The organism is Sphingomonas bacterium (assembly GCF_903642285.1).
In the GTDB taxonomy this organism is placed as follows: domain Bacteria; phylum Pseudomonadota; class Alphaproteobacteria; order Sphingomonadales; family Sphingomonadaceae; genus Sphingomonas.
In genome coordinates, this window is record NZ_CAHJWJ010000002.1 from 63,217 (window position 1) to 78,917 (window position 15,701).

Consider the following 15,701-nt stretch of genomic DNA (forward strand, 5'->3'; position numbering starts at 1 on the left):
GACGGATTTGCGCCGACCATGATCTCGCGACACCCCTTCGTGGCATTCGTACCGAGCAGGCCGGAGGAACACGATGACCGATTCCCTGGGCAGCCGGATGAAATTCGCGGTGGTGGCACCGTCCACGAACACCAGCGTCGAACCCGAATATGCCGCGATGCAGCCGCGCGGCGTAACCAATCATTTCAGCCGGATCGCGATCCCGAATACGAAGGTGACCGACGACGACAGCTTCATGGTGATGCTGCAGTCGATTCGCGACGCGACGTTCGACGCGGTCGACGTGTCGATGTCGATGGACCCGGGCTGCGTCGTGATGGGCATGTCGGCCGAAACCTTCTGGGACGGTGCCGAGGGCGCGGCGCGACTTCACGCAAAGATGGTCGAGCGCACCGGCGGCGTGCCCGTCATCATGGGATCGACCGCGGTCGATGCCGCGATCAAGGCATATGAAAGCGTCGGTGCGCCCATCCGCAAGATCGGCATCGTCACGCCGTACATGCCGGTCGGCGACCGCAACGTGAAGAAGTTCTTCGAGGATCAGGGCTATGAGGTGGTCAACCTCGTCGGCCTCAAATCGCCGTCGCCGATGCTGATCGCGCACGAGAGCAAGCAAACGTTGAAGCGCGCCGCGATCGCGGTGTCGGGCGGGGTCGATGCGGTGATCCAGGCCGGCACCAATCTCGCCTTCGCCGAAGTCGCCGCGATCGCCGAATTCTGGCTGGAAAAACCGGTGATCGCGATCAACACCGCGACCTATTGGCATGCGCTGCGGAGCATGGGCATCATGGATCAGAGGGACGGGTTCGGCGCGCTGCTGAGCCGGCATTGAGGACGACGCGATGGATTATGATTACATACCGCTACCCGCCCGCCAGCCGCTCGTCTGGCCGCACAATGCGCGCGTCGCGCTCATCCTGACGTTCAACCTCGAAACCTGGGACCTGACCAAGGACACGACCAAGCCCTATTATGCCGGTGGTCCGTCGATCCTGCCCGATATCCTGCCCGGCGATACGCCCGATTTCCCCAATTACAGCTGGCGCGAATATGGCCAGCGCGTCGGTATCTGGCGGCTGTTCGAGCTGTTCGACCAGCTGGGCGTCAAGGCGAGCTGCACCACCAACGCCGTCACCTTCGAACGCCGCAAGGCGATGACCGATGCGGTGCTGGAGCGCGGCTGGGAATTGCTGACCCATAATTGGGAGCAGGGCGAATTGCTGACCGATTTCGCCAAGGACCCCGCAAAGGAGCGCGAGATCATCCTGCGCACGCTCGACCAGTTCGAGAAATTCACCGGGCGCAAGTCGAAGGGCTGGCTGTCGTCTTCGCTGCGCGGCACGCTCCAGACCGCCGACATCCTCGCCGAACAGGGCTGCACCTTCTACTGCGACGTCATGAACGACGATCAGCCCTATCTGCTCCGTACGCCGCATGGGCCGATCGTATCGACGCCCTATTCCAACGAGATCAACGACTTCACTTTCATCACGCGCAAGAATTTCACCACCGACCAGTTCGCGCAGGCGCTGATCGAGGAACTGGACGTGCTGTACGAAGAGGGTGCCACGACCGGCCGGATCATGAATGTCGGCCTGCATCCGCATGTTTCCGGCCGCGCGCACCGCATCCGTGCGCTGCGCGAATTCATCAACCACGCGAAATCGCTGCCCGGCGTGTGGTGGGCGACGCGCGAGGAGATAGCCGACTGGTATCTCGCCAATCATGAAAGCCATATTCCCGGCCAGCTGGGATGACGCTCAGCGACCGGCTCGCGATCGGTGCGGACGGACGGCGGCCGGCGATGCAATGGCCGGGATGCTGGGACGGCCTCAGCGCGCTGCTGATCGAACGCGCCGGATTCGAGGCAGCGTTCCTGAGCGGCGCGGCGCTGTCGATGGCGCGGCTCGGTCGGCCCGATATGGGGCTGGTAACGGCAAGCGAGCTGATCGATGCCGTGTCGCAGATCGTCGACCGCATCGATATCCCGCTGATCGTCGATGGCGATACCGGTTTCGGCAACGCGCTGACGCTGCGACGCACGCTGCGCCAGCTCGAACGCGCAGGCGCGGCGGCGGTGCAGATCGAGGATCAGGTCTTCCCCAAACGCTGCGGCCATATGGCAGGCAAGCGCGTGGTACCGCTGTCGGAAGGCGTCGGGCGGATCAGGGCGGCGATCGACGCTCGCGAGGCGATGCTCGTGATCGCACGCACCGATGCGCTGTCGATCGAAGGGCTCGATGCCACGCTCGACCGCGCCGAGGCGTATCTGGCGGCGGGCGCGGATCTGCTGTTCGTCGAAGGACCGCGCACCTTTGCCGAGGCGCAGGCGATCGCCGATCGCTTCGCCGCGCGCGTGCCGCTGGTCCATAATCTCGTCGAAGGCGGCGTGACGCCCGGCCCGGACACCGCGCCCTTCTTCGCGATGGGCTATGCCGCCACGCTTCATCCGTTGCTGCTTCTGCACGGTTTCGCAGGTGTCGCACCGCGCTGGCTGTCGGTCCTGCGCGATACCGGATCGACCGCGACGCTGGCCGACGAAATCGCCGACCTGGCATATATGAACAGGCTGACCGGGGCGGACGCCCTGCTGCAGGATGCCGCCCGCTATGACTGACGCACCGCTCGACCATGATTACGCCGCGGCCGGCTTCAACGGCACGCTTCCGTTCGGCGTGTCGCCCGCGCTACTGATCGTCGATGTCGTGATGGCCTATATAGATCCAGGCTCGTCGCTCTATCTGGGGCCGGACAATGCCCTCGCGCCGTTGGCGCGGCTCGCGGACGCGTCAAGGGCCGTGGGTGCGCCGGTGATCTTCACGAACATCAGCTATGCCCCGGGTGGCGCGGAGGGTGGCATGTTCTATCGCAAGGTGCCCGCGCTCAAGGCGTTCGTGGCCGGATCGCCGCTCGGCGCTTTTCCGCCCGGACTGCAGCCGGAGCCGGGCGATCATGTCCTCGGCAAATTCTACCCGTCGGCCTTCTTTGGCACCGCGCTCGCGCCGATGCTGTCGACGATGGGCGTCGATACCGTGCTGATCGGCGGTTACTCGACTTCGGGTTGTGTCCGTGCAACCGCGCTCGATGCGCTGTGCTCCGGCTTCATTCCCTATGTCGTGAGCGATTGCTGCGCCGACCGCGATACGCGCCCGCATGCGGCCAACCTGTTCGACATGCAGGCGAAGATGGCGGAGGTCGTCGATTGCGACCGCGCCATCTCCTTGCTCGACCGTCAACGGCCATCGGCAAAGAATCGACAGGGAACGGGATGTCAACCGCAGACTGGATCGCAACCATGATGGGAATACCCGCTTGATGTTCAAATCACCGCTCGACGCGATGCAGGCAACCTCGCGGCGGCAAATTCTGGGTATCGCGGTGAGCAGCCTAGCGATGCCGGTCCGTGCAACGGGCGTTCGTGATTCCCGGTTCACGCATGTCGTCGTCGGTGCTGGCACCGCGGGATGCGTGGTCGCGAGACGGTTGAGCGACGATCCGGCGAACAGGGTGCTGCTGATCGAAGCAGGCGGCGCATACCAGCCGCCCGCGATCGACCTGCCCGCGAAGTGGTTCGGGTTGAGCGGTACGGCGATCGACTGGCGTTTCATGACCGCAGCGCAATCGCATGCCGGTAACCGTATATTGCCCGTGCCGCGAGGAAAAGTCCTAGGCGGATCGAGCGCTATCAACGCGATGATCCATCACCGCGGCACGGCCGCCGACTATGACCGCTGGGCCGCGCTAGGCGCGACAGGGTGGAACCAGGCGGTCATGGCACCGATGTTCCGCCGCTCCGAACGCTGGCTCGGTCGGCCAGATCCGCGTCGCGGCGCGAACGGCCCGACCTCTGTCTTGCCGGTCGAGGAGCCGACTGCTGCGGCATTGCGCTTCATCGATGGCGCGAAAAGCGCCGGCTATGTCCAAACCAACGATCTCAACACTGATCCTGCCGCGAGCGTCGGGCTCAATCAACTGGCGTTCGACGGGCAGCATCGCATGTCAAGCTACCGTGCCTATCTGGTTCCGGTGCTCGGCCGGACCAATCTGACGATCATGACCGGCGTTCAGGTCACGGCGCTGGATATCAAGGGATCGTGGTGCCGCGGCGTGCGCTACCGGGACGCAGGTGGTGAGCGGTTGGCGCTGGCCGACCACGAGGTAGTAGTCGCCGCAGGAGCGATCCAGTCGCCTCAGCTGCTGATGCTGTCGGGTGTCGGCCCCGCCGCCCATCTGAGGGCGGTCGGCGTCAGGCCGATCGTCGATCTCCCCGGCGTGGGCGGGAATCTGCACGAACACATGATCTTTCCGGGAGTGTCGATCGAAGCCAGGGCCCCCTTCGAACCCTCCCGCCTGATGGGCGTGGACGCCGTGTTATATGCCCGGTCGCCGCACGCGACGAAACCTCGGGACATCATGCTGAACTTCGCGGTCAATGCCGGGAAGGGACCGGGGTCGGCGATGGCGGGGGGCGGGTGCAGGGCATCCTTCTCATATCTCGCCCCCCACAGCAGAGGTCGTGTGTCGCTCGCCAGTGCCGATCCGGCGACGCCTCCGATCATCGATCCGAACGCGTTCGGCGACGGGCGCGACCTTGCCGGCTCGCTGGCGTCGCTCGAGGTGGCGCGTGCTATCCTGAACGGTCCCGCCTTCGCCGATGTTCGCCTGCGGGAGATCAATCCCGGGCCCGCCGCCGTGTCCGCCGACGACTTGCGCGCATATCTGCTGCGGACGGCGGTTATGTTCGGCCACTCGGTCGGTACGTGCCGGATGGGCAACGATGTCGACGCGGTCGTCGATCCTCTCCTCCGTGTACACGGCATCGACCATCTTCGCGTCGTCGATGCCTCGGTCATCCCGGAGATTCCTTCTGCCCCGACGAACGCCACGGTCCTGGCGATTGCGGAACGCGCCAGCGATCTGATTGGGAGACAGGATGCGGGCTAATGGACTGGAAATCAGATGCCAAAGGAGCCAACCCGACTTGGCATTGGAGAAGACCAGCGCGTAACATGCCTTGAGCGGTCGCCCTGTCGTTGCCACGGAGAACCAGTCGTGGGCGAGCAATCGTTCGGCGCGGGGGCGTGTCTTCGCTGCCTGATTGTCGCTCGACGACGGGTCGGATCGACAGCCTTATAGGCTATCGATAACGGATGTTGCTTCCTGCTATGACGTCGAGCGTCCAACGTCGTTGCCGCTAGGTGCAGGAGCGCGTAGCACTTCGGCTTTTGAAGTATCAGGACTTTAGCAGTCTGGCTCGGGGGCTTTCGTCGGAATGTTCGTTATGTCGATCGCGCTCGGCGGATGCTTGAAAGGCCCGCCGGTGGAATTCGGACTCACCGAGGATACCGGCGGACATATCACCTATGTGCTCGGTGCAGCGGTGGCGCTCGCTCGGCGCAGCGATGTCGATAGGATCGAAATCGTCACCCGGTTGATCGACGATCGGACGCTGGGCGCGGCGTATGCCGTACCCGAAGAGCGTATCGCACGCAAACTGTACGTACGTCGTCTCGATACCGGCGACCGTCGCTACCTGTCGAAAGAGGCGGGCGTTGCCGATCGCCCGGCGTTCAGGAGCGCACTAATCTGCTACATCGCGGGTTTGCCGCGCATGCCCGACCTGATCCACGCGCATTTCGCCGATGCGGGTGAGATTGCCTTGGCAGTACGGGATCGGTTCGGGATCCCTTTTGTCTATACCGCACATTCGCTCGCCATCGAAAAGGCGGCGATTGCAAGCGACGAGACGTCTCTCGCGGTGCGAATACGGGAGGAGGATCGGATCATCGGTGCCGCCGATGCGGTTATCGCCTCGTCGCGCGACGAGGCCGAGCGGCAGTTGATGTTGTATCCGTCCGCCTGTTCTTCGCGGATCCATTCCATTCCTCCCGGCGCTTCGCTCGACGGCCAGCAGCACGAAAACTTGGCGGAAGCGGAGCGGCTGGTCGCGCCCTTCCTTCGCGATCCCGCAAAGCCGATGATCCTCGCCATCGCACGGCCGGTCGCCAAGAAAAATCTTGCCGGACTGATCGAACTCTATGCCCTGGACGCGGACCTGCGCGCGCGCGCCAATCTGGTCATTCTCGCAGGGCTTCGCGACGGTCCCGGCACCGGCGAATGCGAGCAGCGGCAGGTGATCGGCTCGCTGCTCGAGCATCTCGACCGGCATGATCTCTACGGGTCGCTCGCGCTGCCCAAGCGGCACCGTCAGGAGGACGTCGCGTCGCTCTACGGTCTGGCGCGCGAGACCGGCGGAGTGTTCGCCAATGCGGCGTTCACCGAGCCCTATGGTTTGACGCTCACTGAGGCGGCGCTGCACGGCCTGCCGGTCGTCGCGACATGCCATGGCGGCGCGCCGGACATCGTCGCGGGCCTGGGTCATGGGTCGGTCGCCGATCCGCGAGACCCCGCCGGTTTCGCTGCGGCAATCCGCGCCCTGCTCGACGATCGCGGTCGTTGGGAGAAGGCGTCCGAGGCCGGTCGCCGCAACAGTAGGGCGCTAAACTGGAACAGCTATGCCGAGCGTTTCGTCGCGGTCATCAAACCGCTGATTGTCGAACAGTCTCTTCCAAGGGGCGAGCAATCGCCGACGCGGTTGCTTCTGTGCGACATCGATAACACCGTCACGGGATGTCGCATCGGTGCGAGCGAACTGGCGCGGTACCTCGCGCGGGAAGTGCCGCTCGGATTCGGCGTCGCTACCGGGCGATCTTTGCAGGAGGCGTTGCGACTGCTGCGCGAATGGCAAATGCCGGACCCGCATGTGCTGATCACGTCCGTAGGCTCCGAAATCTATTGGTGGGAGGCCGGGCGGCTCGTTCCCGATGTCGCGTTCCGGGCCCATATCGATCAAGGCTGGGTGCCTGAACTAGTCGAGGCGCGAGTCGCGGCGATTCGTGACGTTCGGCCGCAACGGCCGGTCGAACAGCGCCGTCACAAACGCAGCTATCTGGTCGATGATCCGTCGGTCGTCGCCGCCGTCCGCGATGCGGTGGCGGACTTGCCGGTGCGTGTCGTCTACAGCCACGGCCGGTTCCTCGACATCCTGCCCGAAAGCGCGGGCAAGGGCATGGCGATGATCTGGGCGGCGCGCCGTCTCGGTATCCCGCGCGACCGGGTCTACGCCGCCGGCGATAGCGGCAACGACCTCGACATGCTGGCGATGTGCCGCAATCCTATTCTCGTCGCCAACCACAGCGATGAGCTTGCCTCGCTGGCGCGATCCGCTGGTGTCTATGTCTCGCGCCGCGCGCATGCCGCCGGCATTGTCGAAGGAATGCGCGCCTATGCGGGCCGCGTTGCGGCATGACCTGTCCGATCGGGTATTTCGTCCATCACCAGGGCCGCGGCCATGCCGAACGCGCGGCCGCCATCGTCAACGCCTTGTCGCCGGACAGGCCGGTGACCATATTCTCCGCACGCACCGACATCTTTCCGCCGCTTCGCCCGAACGTCGTGGTCCAGGCGATACCTTCCTTGTTCGAGGCACCAGCCGACCTCATCGCGCGGCCGGTTCTGGCAGTGGCACGCACCCCCTCGACCTTGCACTGCGCCCCGCTCGGCTGGGCCAGCATCACGCGGGCGGTGGCGTCGATCAGCCGCTGGTTCGACGCGGTTCGGCCCGCATTGTTCGTAACCGACGTCTCGGCGGAACTCGCACAACTGGCGCGTATCGCGTCGATACCCTGCGTGCCGGTGTTGCAACATGGCGATCGTCGCGACCCCGGGCACATGGCCGCTTATGAATCGGCGGTCGGCATTCTTGCGCCCTATGCGCCCGCGCTCGAACAGGCGGATCGCCCCGACTGGATGCGGCGCAAGACATATTATGCGCCGGGCCTCGGCGTTCCGACGTTCGTCTGCACCAGGCAGGAGGCGCGCGAAACGCTTGGTCTTGCGCAGGACGCCGACATCGTCCTTGTCGTGTCGGGCGGCGGCGGAACCGGCACGCCCGCCGCGCCGCTGACGATCGGTGCGCGCGCCGATCCCGACGCACTGTGGCTGACGATCGGCATGGTGGAGCATCAATGGCACGAGACATCGCCCGGCAACCTTCGCCATCTCGGCTGGGTCGATGACCCGGCGACCCATATCGCGGCGGCCGACCGCATCGTGTCGTCGGCCGGCGATACCACGGTCCATATGATCGCGGCCGCCGGCCGGCCGTGGATCGTCATTCCCGAATGGCGCTATTTCGACGAGCAATTGTGGAAGGCGCGCCTGCTCGCGACGGCGGGGGCCGCGGTCGCGCTCGAGCATTGGCCCTCGCATGTCGGAAGCTGGACCGATGCCTGGGCACGTGCGATAGCGCTCGACCTGGCCGCGCAGCATGCGCTGGTCGACCCGTTCGCCGCGGACCATTGCGCCGCGTGGCTGGAAGCGCTGGCCGATAGCGTCGCCGCCGATCCCGCATGTTCACCTGTCCAGGGAAGCCGTTGATGAGCCTGTCCATTTGCACCATCGGCCATGGTCGGGCCGATCATCTGCTGAACCTGATCGAAGGCCTGCGGCGGCAGGTTCTGCCGCCCGCCGAAATCGTGATCGCGGTCATGCAGGACGACCCCTACGACCTTCCCGACGCCGGCTTTCCGGTGCGCCAGATCATGATGGACGACCGCGGTCTGGCACTTGCCGCCGCGCGCAACGCCGCCGCGCAGGCCGCAACGAGCGACAAGATCGCCTTTCTCGACATCGATTGTATTCCGGCACCGGATTTCGTCGCCGATTATACGAGCCTGCTCGATCGCGGCGAGGCACTATTGATGGGCGAGATGCTGTATCTGCCCGCCGGCGCGACACAGGACGGCATCGATTACGACCGCTTCGCCGGCACCGCCGTTCTTCATTCGGAACGGGCGGGGCCGCCCGACGACATGATCGGCGAATGCAGCGACTATCGCTGCTTCTGGTCGCTGAACTTCGCGATGCACCGCGCCGCGTTCGACCGGGTCGGCGGGTTCGACGAGCGCTACCGCGGCTATGGCGGCGAGGACACCGATTTCGGTAGGGTCGTGTCGATCAGCGGGCTGCCGATCAGATGGTGCCGCGGCGCGCTCGCCTATCACCAATATCACCCGCATCACATGCCGCCCGTCCATCACATCGACAGCGTCATCGCCAACGCCACGCTGTTCGCGGAAAAATGGGGCCATTACACGATGGAGCATTGGCTGCAGTGTTTCGAGCTGATGGGGCTTGTCCGGATGGACGGCCCGCGCCCGGTGCGCGTGCGGGAGGTAACCGAGGACGACTTGGCGTTGACTCGCCAGCAAGCGCATGAACCCTATGCGAGCGCTGCAACCGTATTCCGGCTGCTGACCGGGCGCGCGGCTATGGCTGCGGCGTAAGCGGCTTCGTAACCGTCGAGCATCGCGTCGACCGAGAAGACCCGTTCCACGCGCTGACGGCACGCCCGCCGCGACAGACCCATCGCCGCATCGATGGCACCCGGCAGTGCGTTCGCATCCTGCGCAAGCACGCCGCAATCGCCGATCACCTCGCGCATCGCCCCGCGATCGATCGCGGCGACGGGGACGCCGCACGCCATCGCCTCGACATTCACGAGGCCAAACGGTTCGTCCCACATCGGCGTCGACACCAGCACCGACGCAGCCCCGAGCATGCTCGCCAGCTCGGGGCCATGCAGGAGGCCGCGATAGATTCGGTCCGCGTCGAGCCGTGGCGCGACCTCCGCATCGAAATAATCCATGCAATCGATCGGCCCGACGACATCGAGTGGAATACCGAGCGTTTTTGCGGCCTCGATCGCCACCGCCGTTCCCTTGTTGGGCGTCACTCGACCACACCAGACGGCACGTCCGTTGCCTTGCGGCACGAACGGCCATGCCGCGAGATCGATGCCGTTATATACGACCGTCGCCGAGCCCGGGGGAACCGACCACCAGCTGGCCAGATGCGCATGCGACGTCGTCGTCTCACGCAGCCACGGCACCGCGTTGCGGGCCACCGCATCCGCGAGCCCGCCAAACGGTGGAATATGAAGCGAGGTCACCATCGGCTGACCGACCCGCGCCGCCCAGTTCAGCAAGGTCGGATGCATCGTATTGTTATGAACGACGTCGAAACCGTCACGTTCGATCATCATGGCCGCGGTTTCGAAAGCATCGTCCTGTATCTGCGACAGCTCGGCCGAATTCATCCACAGCGCCCATGGCAGCGTCGTCTCGTGATGGCGAGGTGTCAGCGCCCGCAGCGGCAGCGTCGCGTCGCTGTCTCCGGCGGCGAACAGCGTGACGTCGTGCCCCCGTGCCACGAGCGCCCGGGTCAGCAGATGGCTATGCGCCTCCATGCCCCCCATGAACGGCGGCGCGATCGGGTAGCGGAGGTGAGCGACGACGGCGATGCGCATTTCGATCGTCTTAGAAAGGGTCCGGCATCGATGTCCACCGTCCTGTAGCGGTTTATCGATATCGTTTCCCGCTGGAGTGGATATTCAGCCGTCGGGTTTTGATGTCCCGTAAAGTCCGGAGGGTTCGGCAGGGACCCGGTGTCGTATCCTGACCGGCAGTGGACACTACCCAAGCTTCAACCGCACGAATGCCATGCCGCTCGTGCGGTCGCCGCCATAGGACGGGTCGAGCCCGCCGGGGGTAAGCGAGCGCGCGACGAGGCCACCAATGCCGACCTTCACGTTGCGGGTCAGTCGGAAGTCGCGGATCGTCCCGACCGATGCCTTGCCGACCGTGAATTGGGGACCATGAATCTGGCCTGGCGCGGGCAGCAGTTCATCGGTGTCGATCCGCTCGGCCCGTGCGAACACGGTCCAGCGATCGTCCGGCTTCACCGTCGCTTCGATCAGATAGGCGTCGAGCCCGGGACCGCGATGTCCGTCCGCATCGATCTCCGTCTTGCGGCCCCATGCGGCCGTCGCCGCGAAATAGCCGCGCGCGCCGATCGCCTTCGTGTAGATCGCGCTTGCCGACCAGCGCTCCTGATCCTCCTGCGGGGTAAGCTGCTCGGGCGATTTGATCCGCGCCCATGATGCTTGCAGTGCCAGCGTTGCGGTCGGGTTCCAGCTTGCGCGGACGGCCGTGGAGTCGAACCTGGGTGCCTCGATGTCGTAGCGGTTCTGGTCCGGCTCGCGCCCCTTGAACCGTGACGCCTCGATCTTGACGCCGTCTTCGATCAGTCCTGCGGTCACGACGCCGAAGGTGATGTGGGTGGAATCGAACCAGTGATGCGTGATCGGCGCTTCCGGCGAGTCCATGATCGACAAGCGGTGCATGAACGACCCGGGGCCGAATGCGGGTTCGCCCGGCAGCCCCGCGTAGACGAACACCGATGCGTCCTCGCCGATGCGACGGCTGTAGGAACCGGACAGCTCCATGAATAGGTCGTGCGGGTGCTGGCGGTCTACCAGCGGCGTCCGCCCGTCGGCGGTCTCCCCGGCCGCGAGCAGCAGCGGATAGCCGCGGCTGCCCATCAACGGGTCGGGCGACAGCATCGCGCGGAACGCCACGGTGTCGTGCGCGCTGAGCGCATTTGTCGCCATGCCCATCACCATACCCGAGGCGAAGAAACGATCGCCGCCGCGTGGGCCGCTCTGGTCGTCGTACACGCCGTTTAGCATCGCTTGGCCCATGATCGTCCAGTTGCCCGCCATTCGCATCACGCCCTGCACCGGGCTCGCATCGGGTTGCCACGCGGTTCCCGACGCCTCGCGCATCATCGAATAGGGACCGAACGCGGCGGGCATCCGCATCGTCTTCCGGTCGCCGTCCGTCATGCTCATGCCGGGCATAGCGGCCATGCCGTCATGCCGGTCCGCCGATGTCTCTGCCGGAGCGGGGGTGGGCGACGGGGCGGGGGCGTTCGGCATGGTCATGCCGGGCATGGCCTGCGCGAATGCCGATCCCGGTGCCGGGAGGGCCATGGCCGCAAGCAAAAGACGGGTATGCGCTCGGGCAGTAAACCGCTGCATGACGAACTCCGGGCCGACGATCCAGCCTATGCCAAAGTGCCCCCTGGGGGTATGTAGGTATCTATGGCGTTAAATGCTTGCCCGGACCACCCCCATGCCGATCATCGCAAACAGCTTGGTCGCCTGCACCGCGTCGAAGGCCAGGTGCGCGGCATCGCCGCGATGGTCGAGGACGGGCGCTACTGCATCGACATTCTGACGCAGCTTCACGCGGCGCGCGCCGCGCTCGCGCGTATCGAACGCGACGTGCTCGACGATCATGCCGCCGCCTGCGTCGCGCAGGCGGTCGCGTCGGGTGACCCGGAGGCGCAACGGGCAAAGCTGGCCGAACTGACCGAACTGCTGCGCCGCGCGCTTCGCTGATCCCGCGTTGCCCCGGCTTAACGCGCCATGCCGTCCAACCGGCTTTCCAGGCCATGGAACGCGAATGCCTCGATGGCATCGCCGAGGCGGTCGACCGTAAGACCCTTGGCATCCGGAGCCCATTTCGCAAGCCAGATCAGCGTTCCGAGCAGCAGTTGAACGACAAGTGCGCTTTCGCATGGGGCAACGCTGCCATCGGATATGCCCTGATCGATCAGCGTTTTCAGCTTGTCGCTGAGTCTGTCGCCCCATGCGCCGATCTTTATTCTCTGCATCTCTTCGAGGTATGAGTAGTCCCCGAAATATAATTGCTGACCGTTCTGTGTGGAGTCCTCGAGGAAGGCGTGAAGGAACCGGCGTAGTTTCTCGATCCCGGTTCCATCCGCTTGATCGGTCTTTTCGAGCAGTCCTTCGAAGCGCTCCAGCGAGGATACGTGACACTCGTAGACCAACGCCTGCTTATTGGGGAAATAATAGTAAAGCGTCGCATCTCGAAGGTCCAGGCTGGCGGCGATTTCCGTCATCGTCGCCAATGCAAAGCTCTTGGCGTTGATGATGCCGGTTGCGGCGCGCATGATCTCGAGGCGTTTCTTCGCGGACTTGCGGCCCCGCGCGGTCGGTTTCGGTACCGCGTTCACACCCTGTTCCATTCACCGCTCCCAAGCGCGCGTCATCCGGCATCCGTTCATAGGCATGCGAACCGAACCGGCAAGAACCGAAGCCGCTAGAAACTCTAGGTTGCATTAGGTTTTCGTTTGGCGCATCAGGACGGCGATAAGTCCCGGATGACTCGGGGCGGTCGGAACCTAGGAGCGGTTGATGGGCATCGGTAAATTGGCAGGGGTATCGTTGTTCGCGCTGGTGGCGAGCCAGCCGGCGTTCGCGCAGTCGGGGGTGCCGACGGCGAGCCAGGGCGCGGAGACGCAATCGGTCAATGAGCGCGACAGCGCCGCCAAGGCCAACCCCGCTCCCGGTCGCGCGGCAGCCGACGCCGTCCAGTCCACCGACGACATCGTCGTGACCGCCAACAAGCGCGAGCAGACGCTGCAGGACGTACCGATCTCGGTCGCGGTGACCAGCGAGCAGACCATCGATCGTGCGCAGATCCGCGATCTGGTCGATCTCCAGTCGGTCGTGCCTTCGTTGAAGGTCCAGCAGTTCAACACGGTCGGCCAGACCAATTTCATCATCCGGGGGTTCGGCAACGGCAATGGCAATGTCGGTATCGAAGGATCGGTCGGCGTCTTCATCGACGGCGTGTACCGATCGCGCAGCGCCGCTTCGCTGAACGACCTTCCCGAAGTCGAGCGGATCGAGGTGCTTCGCGGGCCACAATCGACATTGTTCGGCAAGAACGTCTCCGCGGGTGCGATCAACATCGTGACGAAGCGTCCGCAGTTCGATGTCGGCGGGCGGCTCGATCTGACCGTCGGCGATTATGGCGAACTCATCGCGAAGGCGACCGCGACCGGACCGCTCAGCGACACGGTCGCCATCCGTCTTTCCGGCACGGTGGACGAGCGCGACGGATATGAACACAATGTCGTGACCGGGCACAGCATCAACGACCGTAACCGTCAGTCGGTGCGCGCGGACATCCTGTGGAACCCCGTCGACCGGTTGTCGGTCCGGGTCATCGCCGATTACAACGAAATCAACGAGCGCTGCTGCGGCGCGGTACAGCTGTTCAACGGCCCCGCGACGCAATTCATTGCCGCACCGCCGCCGTTCGGTCTGGGTGCCGCGGTGACCGACCCCGCAACCAAATATAGTCGCAATATCGCCTTCGACCGGGACCCGACGAACCACATCGTCGGCAAAGGCATATCGGGCGAGATCGATTACGATCTGAGCTTTGCCAAATTCACGTCGATCACCGCGTACCGAGACCAGCGTGACGATACGACGGAAGACGTCGATTTCACGGGCGCAGACCTGTCCTACCGGGCTGACCAGACGCATACCAAGACGTTCACCCAGGAGGTCCGGCTGACATCGAGCGGAAAGGGTCCGTTCAGCTGGCTGATCGGCGGTTTCTACGACCACGAGAATCTCGACACGAGCAGCCAGATCAGCTTCGGATCGCAGATTCGTGCCTTTGCCGATGCGCTGAGCGGGCCGTCAGCCGCTTTCGCCGGCAAGTCGAACTTGTTCGCGCTAGAGTACTTACAGAGCCTCGTTACGCCTTCGATCAAGCCGGGTTCCACTTACTTTGCTGCGGGGCAGGGAGTAATTGCTCCTTACACGTTAAAGCAGGACTCTTTCTCCTTCTTCGGCCAGGCCGACTACAAGCTCTTCGATCGACTTACATTAACGGGAGGCGTCGCCTATCTCAGCGATCGAAAGGCTTCGACGTCTAACATTGTCCTTACCGATGCGTTCTCACAGCTCAACTTACAAAACGTGCCTCAGTTGGCGACACTCGCAGCGCTGGGCGTCCCTGGAATTACCGCCAATTCGTTCGGTGCGCTGGGCGCGCTTCAATTCTTTTACGGCAATGCGCCGACTCACGGACCGGTCAATTACCCCAATGCCAACGAGTCCGGCATCCTGAAGGGCGACAAGGTTACCTATCTGGGCCGTGCGACTTACGACCTCGGCCCGGTCAACATCTATGCAAGCTACTCGACGGGGTGGAAGGCGGGTGCGTTCAACCTGTCGACCGATGCGCGGGCCCCCGACGCGAACGGCATCGGTCGCACTGCCGATCCCGAGAACGTTACGCTCTACGAAGTCGGGGCCAAGGCGGCGTTCCACGGCGGCTATCTGAACCTCGCGGTGTTCAAGCAGACGATCAAGGGTTTCCAGTCGAACGCCTTCACGGGCACCGGCTACAGCCTGGTCAATGCCGGGCAGGAGTCGGTGAAGGGAGCCGAGATCGAGGCGGCGTATCGCCCGATCTCCTGGCTGTCGCTGACCGGTGCCGGAACCTATCTCGACCCCAGATACGATTCGTTCCTGCGCGCGCCCTGCGTCAGCTTCGATACGGTGCAGTGCCCGCTCGATCCGACGACGGGTCAAACGCCGCCGTTTCGTAATCTTTCGGGCCAGCGCCCGGCCGGTATCCCCAAATGGAGCACGTCTGCTTCGGCGACGATCAATCACGATTTCGGCACGTTCGGGGCGTTCCTGCGCGGCGAGTATGATTATTCGAGCCGGACGCAGCTGATCGATGTCGTGCCCGCGCAATATGGCAGCACCGAAACCAGCAACGTGAACGCCAGCCTCGGTTTCGCGCTGCCGCCACAGAAGATCGAGCTGCTGTTCTTCGTGCGCAATCTGACCAAGCACAACACACTCGTCGGAGCCTTCCCGACCGTCGCGCAGACCGGGAGTTACACTGGGTACACGAACGACCCGCGGACTTATGGCGCGACGCTGACCAAGCGTTTCTGAA

13 protein-coding genes are annotated in these 15,701 nt (G+C 64.4%); 10 read left to right on the forward strand and 3 right to left on the reverse strand.

Features of this window, described 5'->3' with window-relative positions; translation table 11 throughout:
- Positions 1 to 73 precede the first annotated feature (73 nt).
- From HUU99_RS01490 to HUU99_RS01525, 8 genes are all read left to right on the forward strand, one after another.
- The gene (locus HUU99_RS01490) at positions 74 to 832 is read left to right on the forward strand and encodes a maleate cis-trans isomerase family protein (RefSeq protein WP_174284808.1); all 759 of its coding nucleotides are present in this window, start codon (positions 74 to 76) and stop codon (positions 830 to 832) included.
- 10 nt (positions 833 to 842) lie between these two features.
- Positions 843 to 1,757: a polysaccharide deacetylase gene (locus HUU99_RS01495; protein ID WP_174284809.1), complete on the forward strand. Its 915-nt coding sequence runs from the start codon at positions 843 to 845 to the stop codon at positions 1,755 to 1,757.
- Positions 1,754 to 2,617, forward strand: a complete 864-nt coding sequence (locus HUU99_RS01500) for an isocitrate lyase/PEP mutase family protein (RefSeq protein WP_174284810.1) — start codon at positions 1,754 to 1,756, stop codon at positions 2,615 to 2,617. The genes HUU99_RS01495 and HUU99_RS01500 overlap by 4 nt, the downstream gene beginning before the upstream one ends.
- A complete protein-coding gene (locus HUU99_RS01505; RefSeq protein WP_174284811.1) occupies positions 2,610 to 3,299 on the forward strand; it encodes an isochorismatase family protein in 690 nt (229 codons plus the stop codon). Before HUU99_RS01500 ends, HUU99_RS01505 begins: the two co-directional genes overlap by 8 nt.
- A gap of 16 nt (positions 3,300 to 3,315) precedes the next feature.
- Positions 3,316 to 4,944 carry a GMC family oxidoreductase gene (locus HUU99_RS01510; protein ID WP_254602866.1) on the forward strand — a complete coding sequence of 543 codons (1,629 nt, stop codon included), beginning with the start codon at positions 3,316 to 3,318 and terminating at the stop codon, positions 4,942 to 4,944.
- Between the two features lie 376 nt (positions 4,945 to 5,320).
- Entirely contained in the window at positions 5,321 to 7,309 is a 1,989-nt protein-coding gene (locus HUU99_RS01515; protein ID WP_174284813.1) for an HAD-IIB family hydrolase, read from the forward strand.
- Positions 7,306 to 8,439: a glycosyltransferase gene (locus tag HUU99_RS01520; RefSeq protein WP_174284814.1), complete on the forward strand. Its 1,134-nt coding sequence runs from the start codon at positions 7,306 to 7,308 to the stop codon at positions 8,437 to 8,439. Before HUU99_RS01515 ends, HUU99_RS01520 begins: the two co-directional genes overlap by 4 nt.
- Positions 8,439 to 9,347 (forward strand): galactosyltransferase-related protein, encoded by a 909-nt coding sequence (locus HUU99_RS01525; protein ID WP_254602855.1) that lies wholly within the window; start codon positions 8,439 to 8,441, stop codon positions 9,345 to 9,347. Before HUU99_RS01520 ends, HUU99_RS01525 begins: the two co-directional genes overlap by 1 nt.
- On the opposite strand, the gene HUU99_RS01530 is transcribed toward HUU99_RS01525, so the two are convergent.
- Positions 9,284 to 10,369: a glycosyltransferase family 4 protein gene (locus HUU99_RS01530; RefSeq protein WP_174284816.1), complete on the reverse strand. Its 1,086-nt coding sequence runs from the start codon at positions 10,367 to 10,369 to the stop codon at positions 9,284 to 9,286. The two genes, HUU99_RS01525 and HUU99_RS01530, sit on opposite strands and share 64 nt — an antisense overlap.
- Positions 10,370 to 10,534: 165 nt before the next feature.
- Positions 10,535 to 11,893, reverse strand: a complete 1,359-nt coding sequence (locus tag HUU99_RS01535; protein WP_217430730.1) for a hypothetical protein — start codon at positions 11,891 to 11,893, stop codon at positions 10,535 to 10,537.
- 210 nt (positions 11,894 to 12,103) lie between these two features.
- On the opposite strand from HUU99_RS01535, the gene HUU99_RS01540 reads away from it, so the two are divergent.
- Positions 12,104 to 12,304 (forward strand): metal-sensing transcriptional repressor, encoded by a 201-nt coding sequence (locus tag HUU99_RS01540; protein ID WP_368039897.1) that lies wholly within the window; start codon positions 12,104 to 12,106, stop codon positions 12,302 to 12,304.
- 17 nt (positions 12,305 to 12,321) lie between these two features.
- On the opposite strand, the gene HUU99_RS01545 is transcribed toward HUU99_RS01540, so the two are convergent.
- On the reverse strand, positions 12,322 to 12,954 hold the full coding sequence (locus tag HUU99_RS01545) for a TetR/AcrR family transcriptional regulator (protein WP_174284819.1): 633 nt from the start codon (positions 12,952 to 12,954) through the stop codon (positions 12,322 to 12,324).
- Between the two features lie 169 nt (positions 12,955 to 13,123).
- On the opposite strand from HUU99_RS01545, the gene HUU99_RS01550 reads away from it, so the two are divergent.
- On the forward strand, positions 13,124 to 15,700 hold the full coding sequence (locus HUU99_RS01550; RefSeq protein WP_174284820.1) for a TonB-dependent receptor: 2,577 nt from the start codon (positions 13,124 to 13,126) through the stop codon (positions 15,698 to 15,700).
- Position 15,701: the final 1 nt, after the last annotated feature.

Bases quoted from the DNA above. Each gene is read 5' to 3' on its own strand.
- HUU99_RS01550 (WP_174284820.1), top strand. From the start codon at position 13,124: ATGGGCATCGGTAAATTGGCAGGGGTATCGTTGTTCGCGCTGGTGGCG.
- HUU99_RS01495 (WP_174284809.1), top strand. From the start codon at position 843: ATGGATTATGATTACATACCGCTACCCGCCCGCCAGCCGCTCGTCTGG.
- HUU99_RS01505 (WP_174284811.1), top strand. From the start codon at position 2,610: ATGACTGACGCACCGCTCGACCATGATTACGCCGCGGCCGGCTTCAAC.
- HUU99_RS01510 (WP_254602866.1), top strand. From the start codon at position 3,316: ATGTTCAAATCACCGCTCGACGCGATGCAGGCAACCTCGCGGCGGCAA.
- HUU99_RS01525 (WP_254602855.1), top strand. From the start codon at position 8,439: ATGAGCCTGTCCATTTGCACCATCGGCCATGGTCGGGCCGATCATCTG.
- HUU99_RS01500 (WP_174284810.1), top strand. From the start codon at position 1,754: ATGACGCTCAGCGACCGGCTCGCGATCGGTGCGGACGGACGGCGGCCG.
- HUU99_RS01530 (WP_174284816.1), bottom strand. From the start codon at position 10,369: ATGCGCATCGCCGTCGTCGCTCACCTCCGCTACCCGATCGCGCCGCCG.
- HUU99_RS01520 (WP_174284814.1), top strand. From the start codon at position 7,306: ATGACCTGTCCGATCGGGTATTTCGTCCATCACCAGGGCCGCGGCCAT.
- HUU99_RS01490 (WP_174284808.1), top strand. From the start codon at position 74: ATGACCGATTCCCTGGGCAGCCGGATGAAATTCGCGGTGGTGGCACCG.
- HUU99_RS01545 (WP_174284819.1), bottom strand. From the start codon at position 12,954: ATGGAACAGGGTGTGAACGCGGTACCGAAACCGACCGCGCGGGGCCGC.
- HUU99_RS01535 (WP_217430730.1), bottom strand. From the start codon at position 11,893: ATGGCCCTCCCGGCACCGGGATCGGCATTCGCGCAGGCCATGCCCGGC.
- HUU99_RS01540 (WP_368039897.1), top strand. From the start codon at position 12,104: ATGGTCGAGGACGGGCGCTACTGCATCGACATTCTGACGCAGCTTCAC.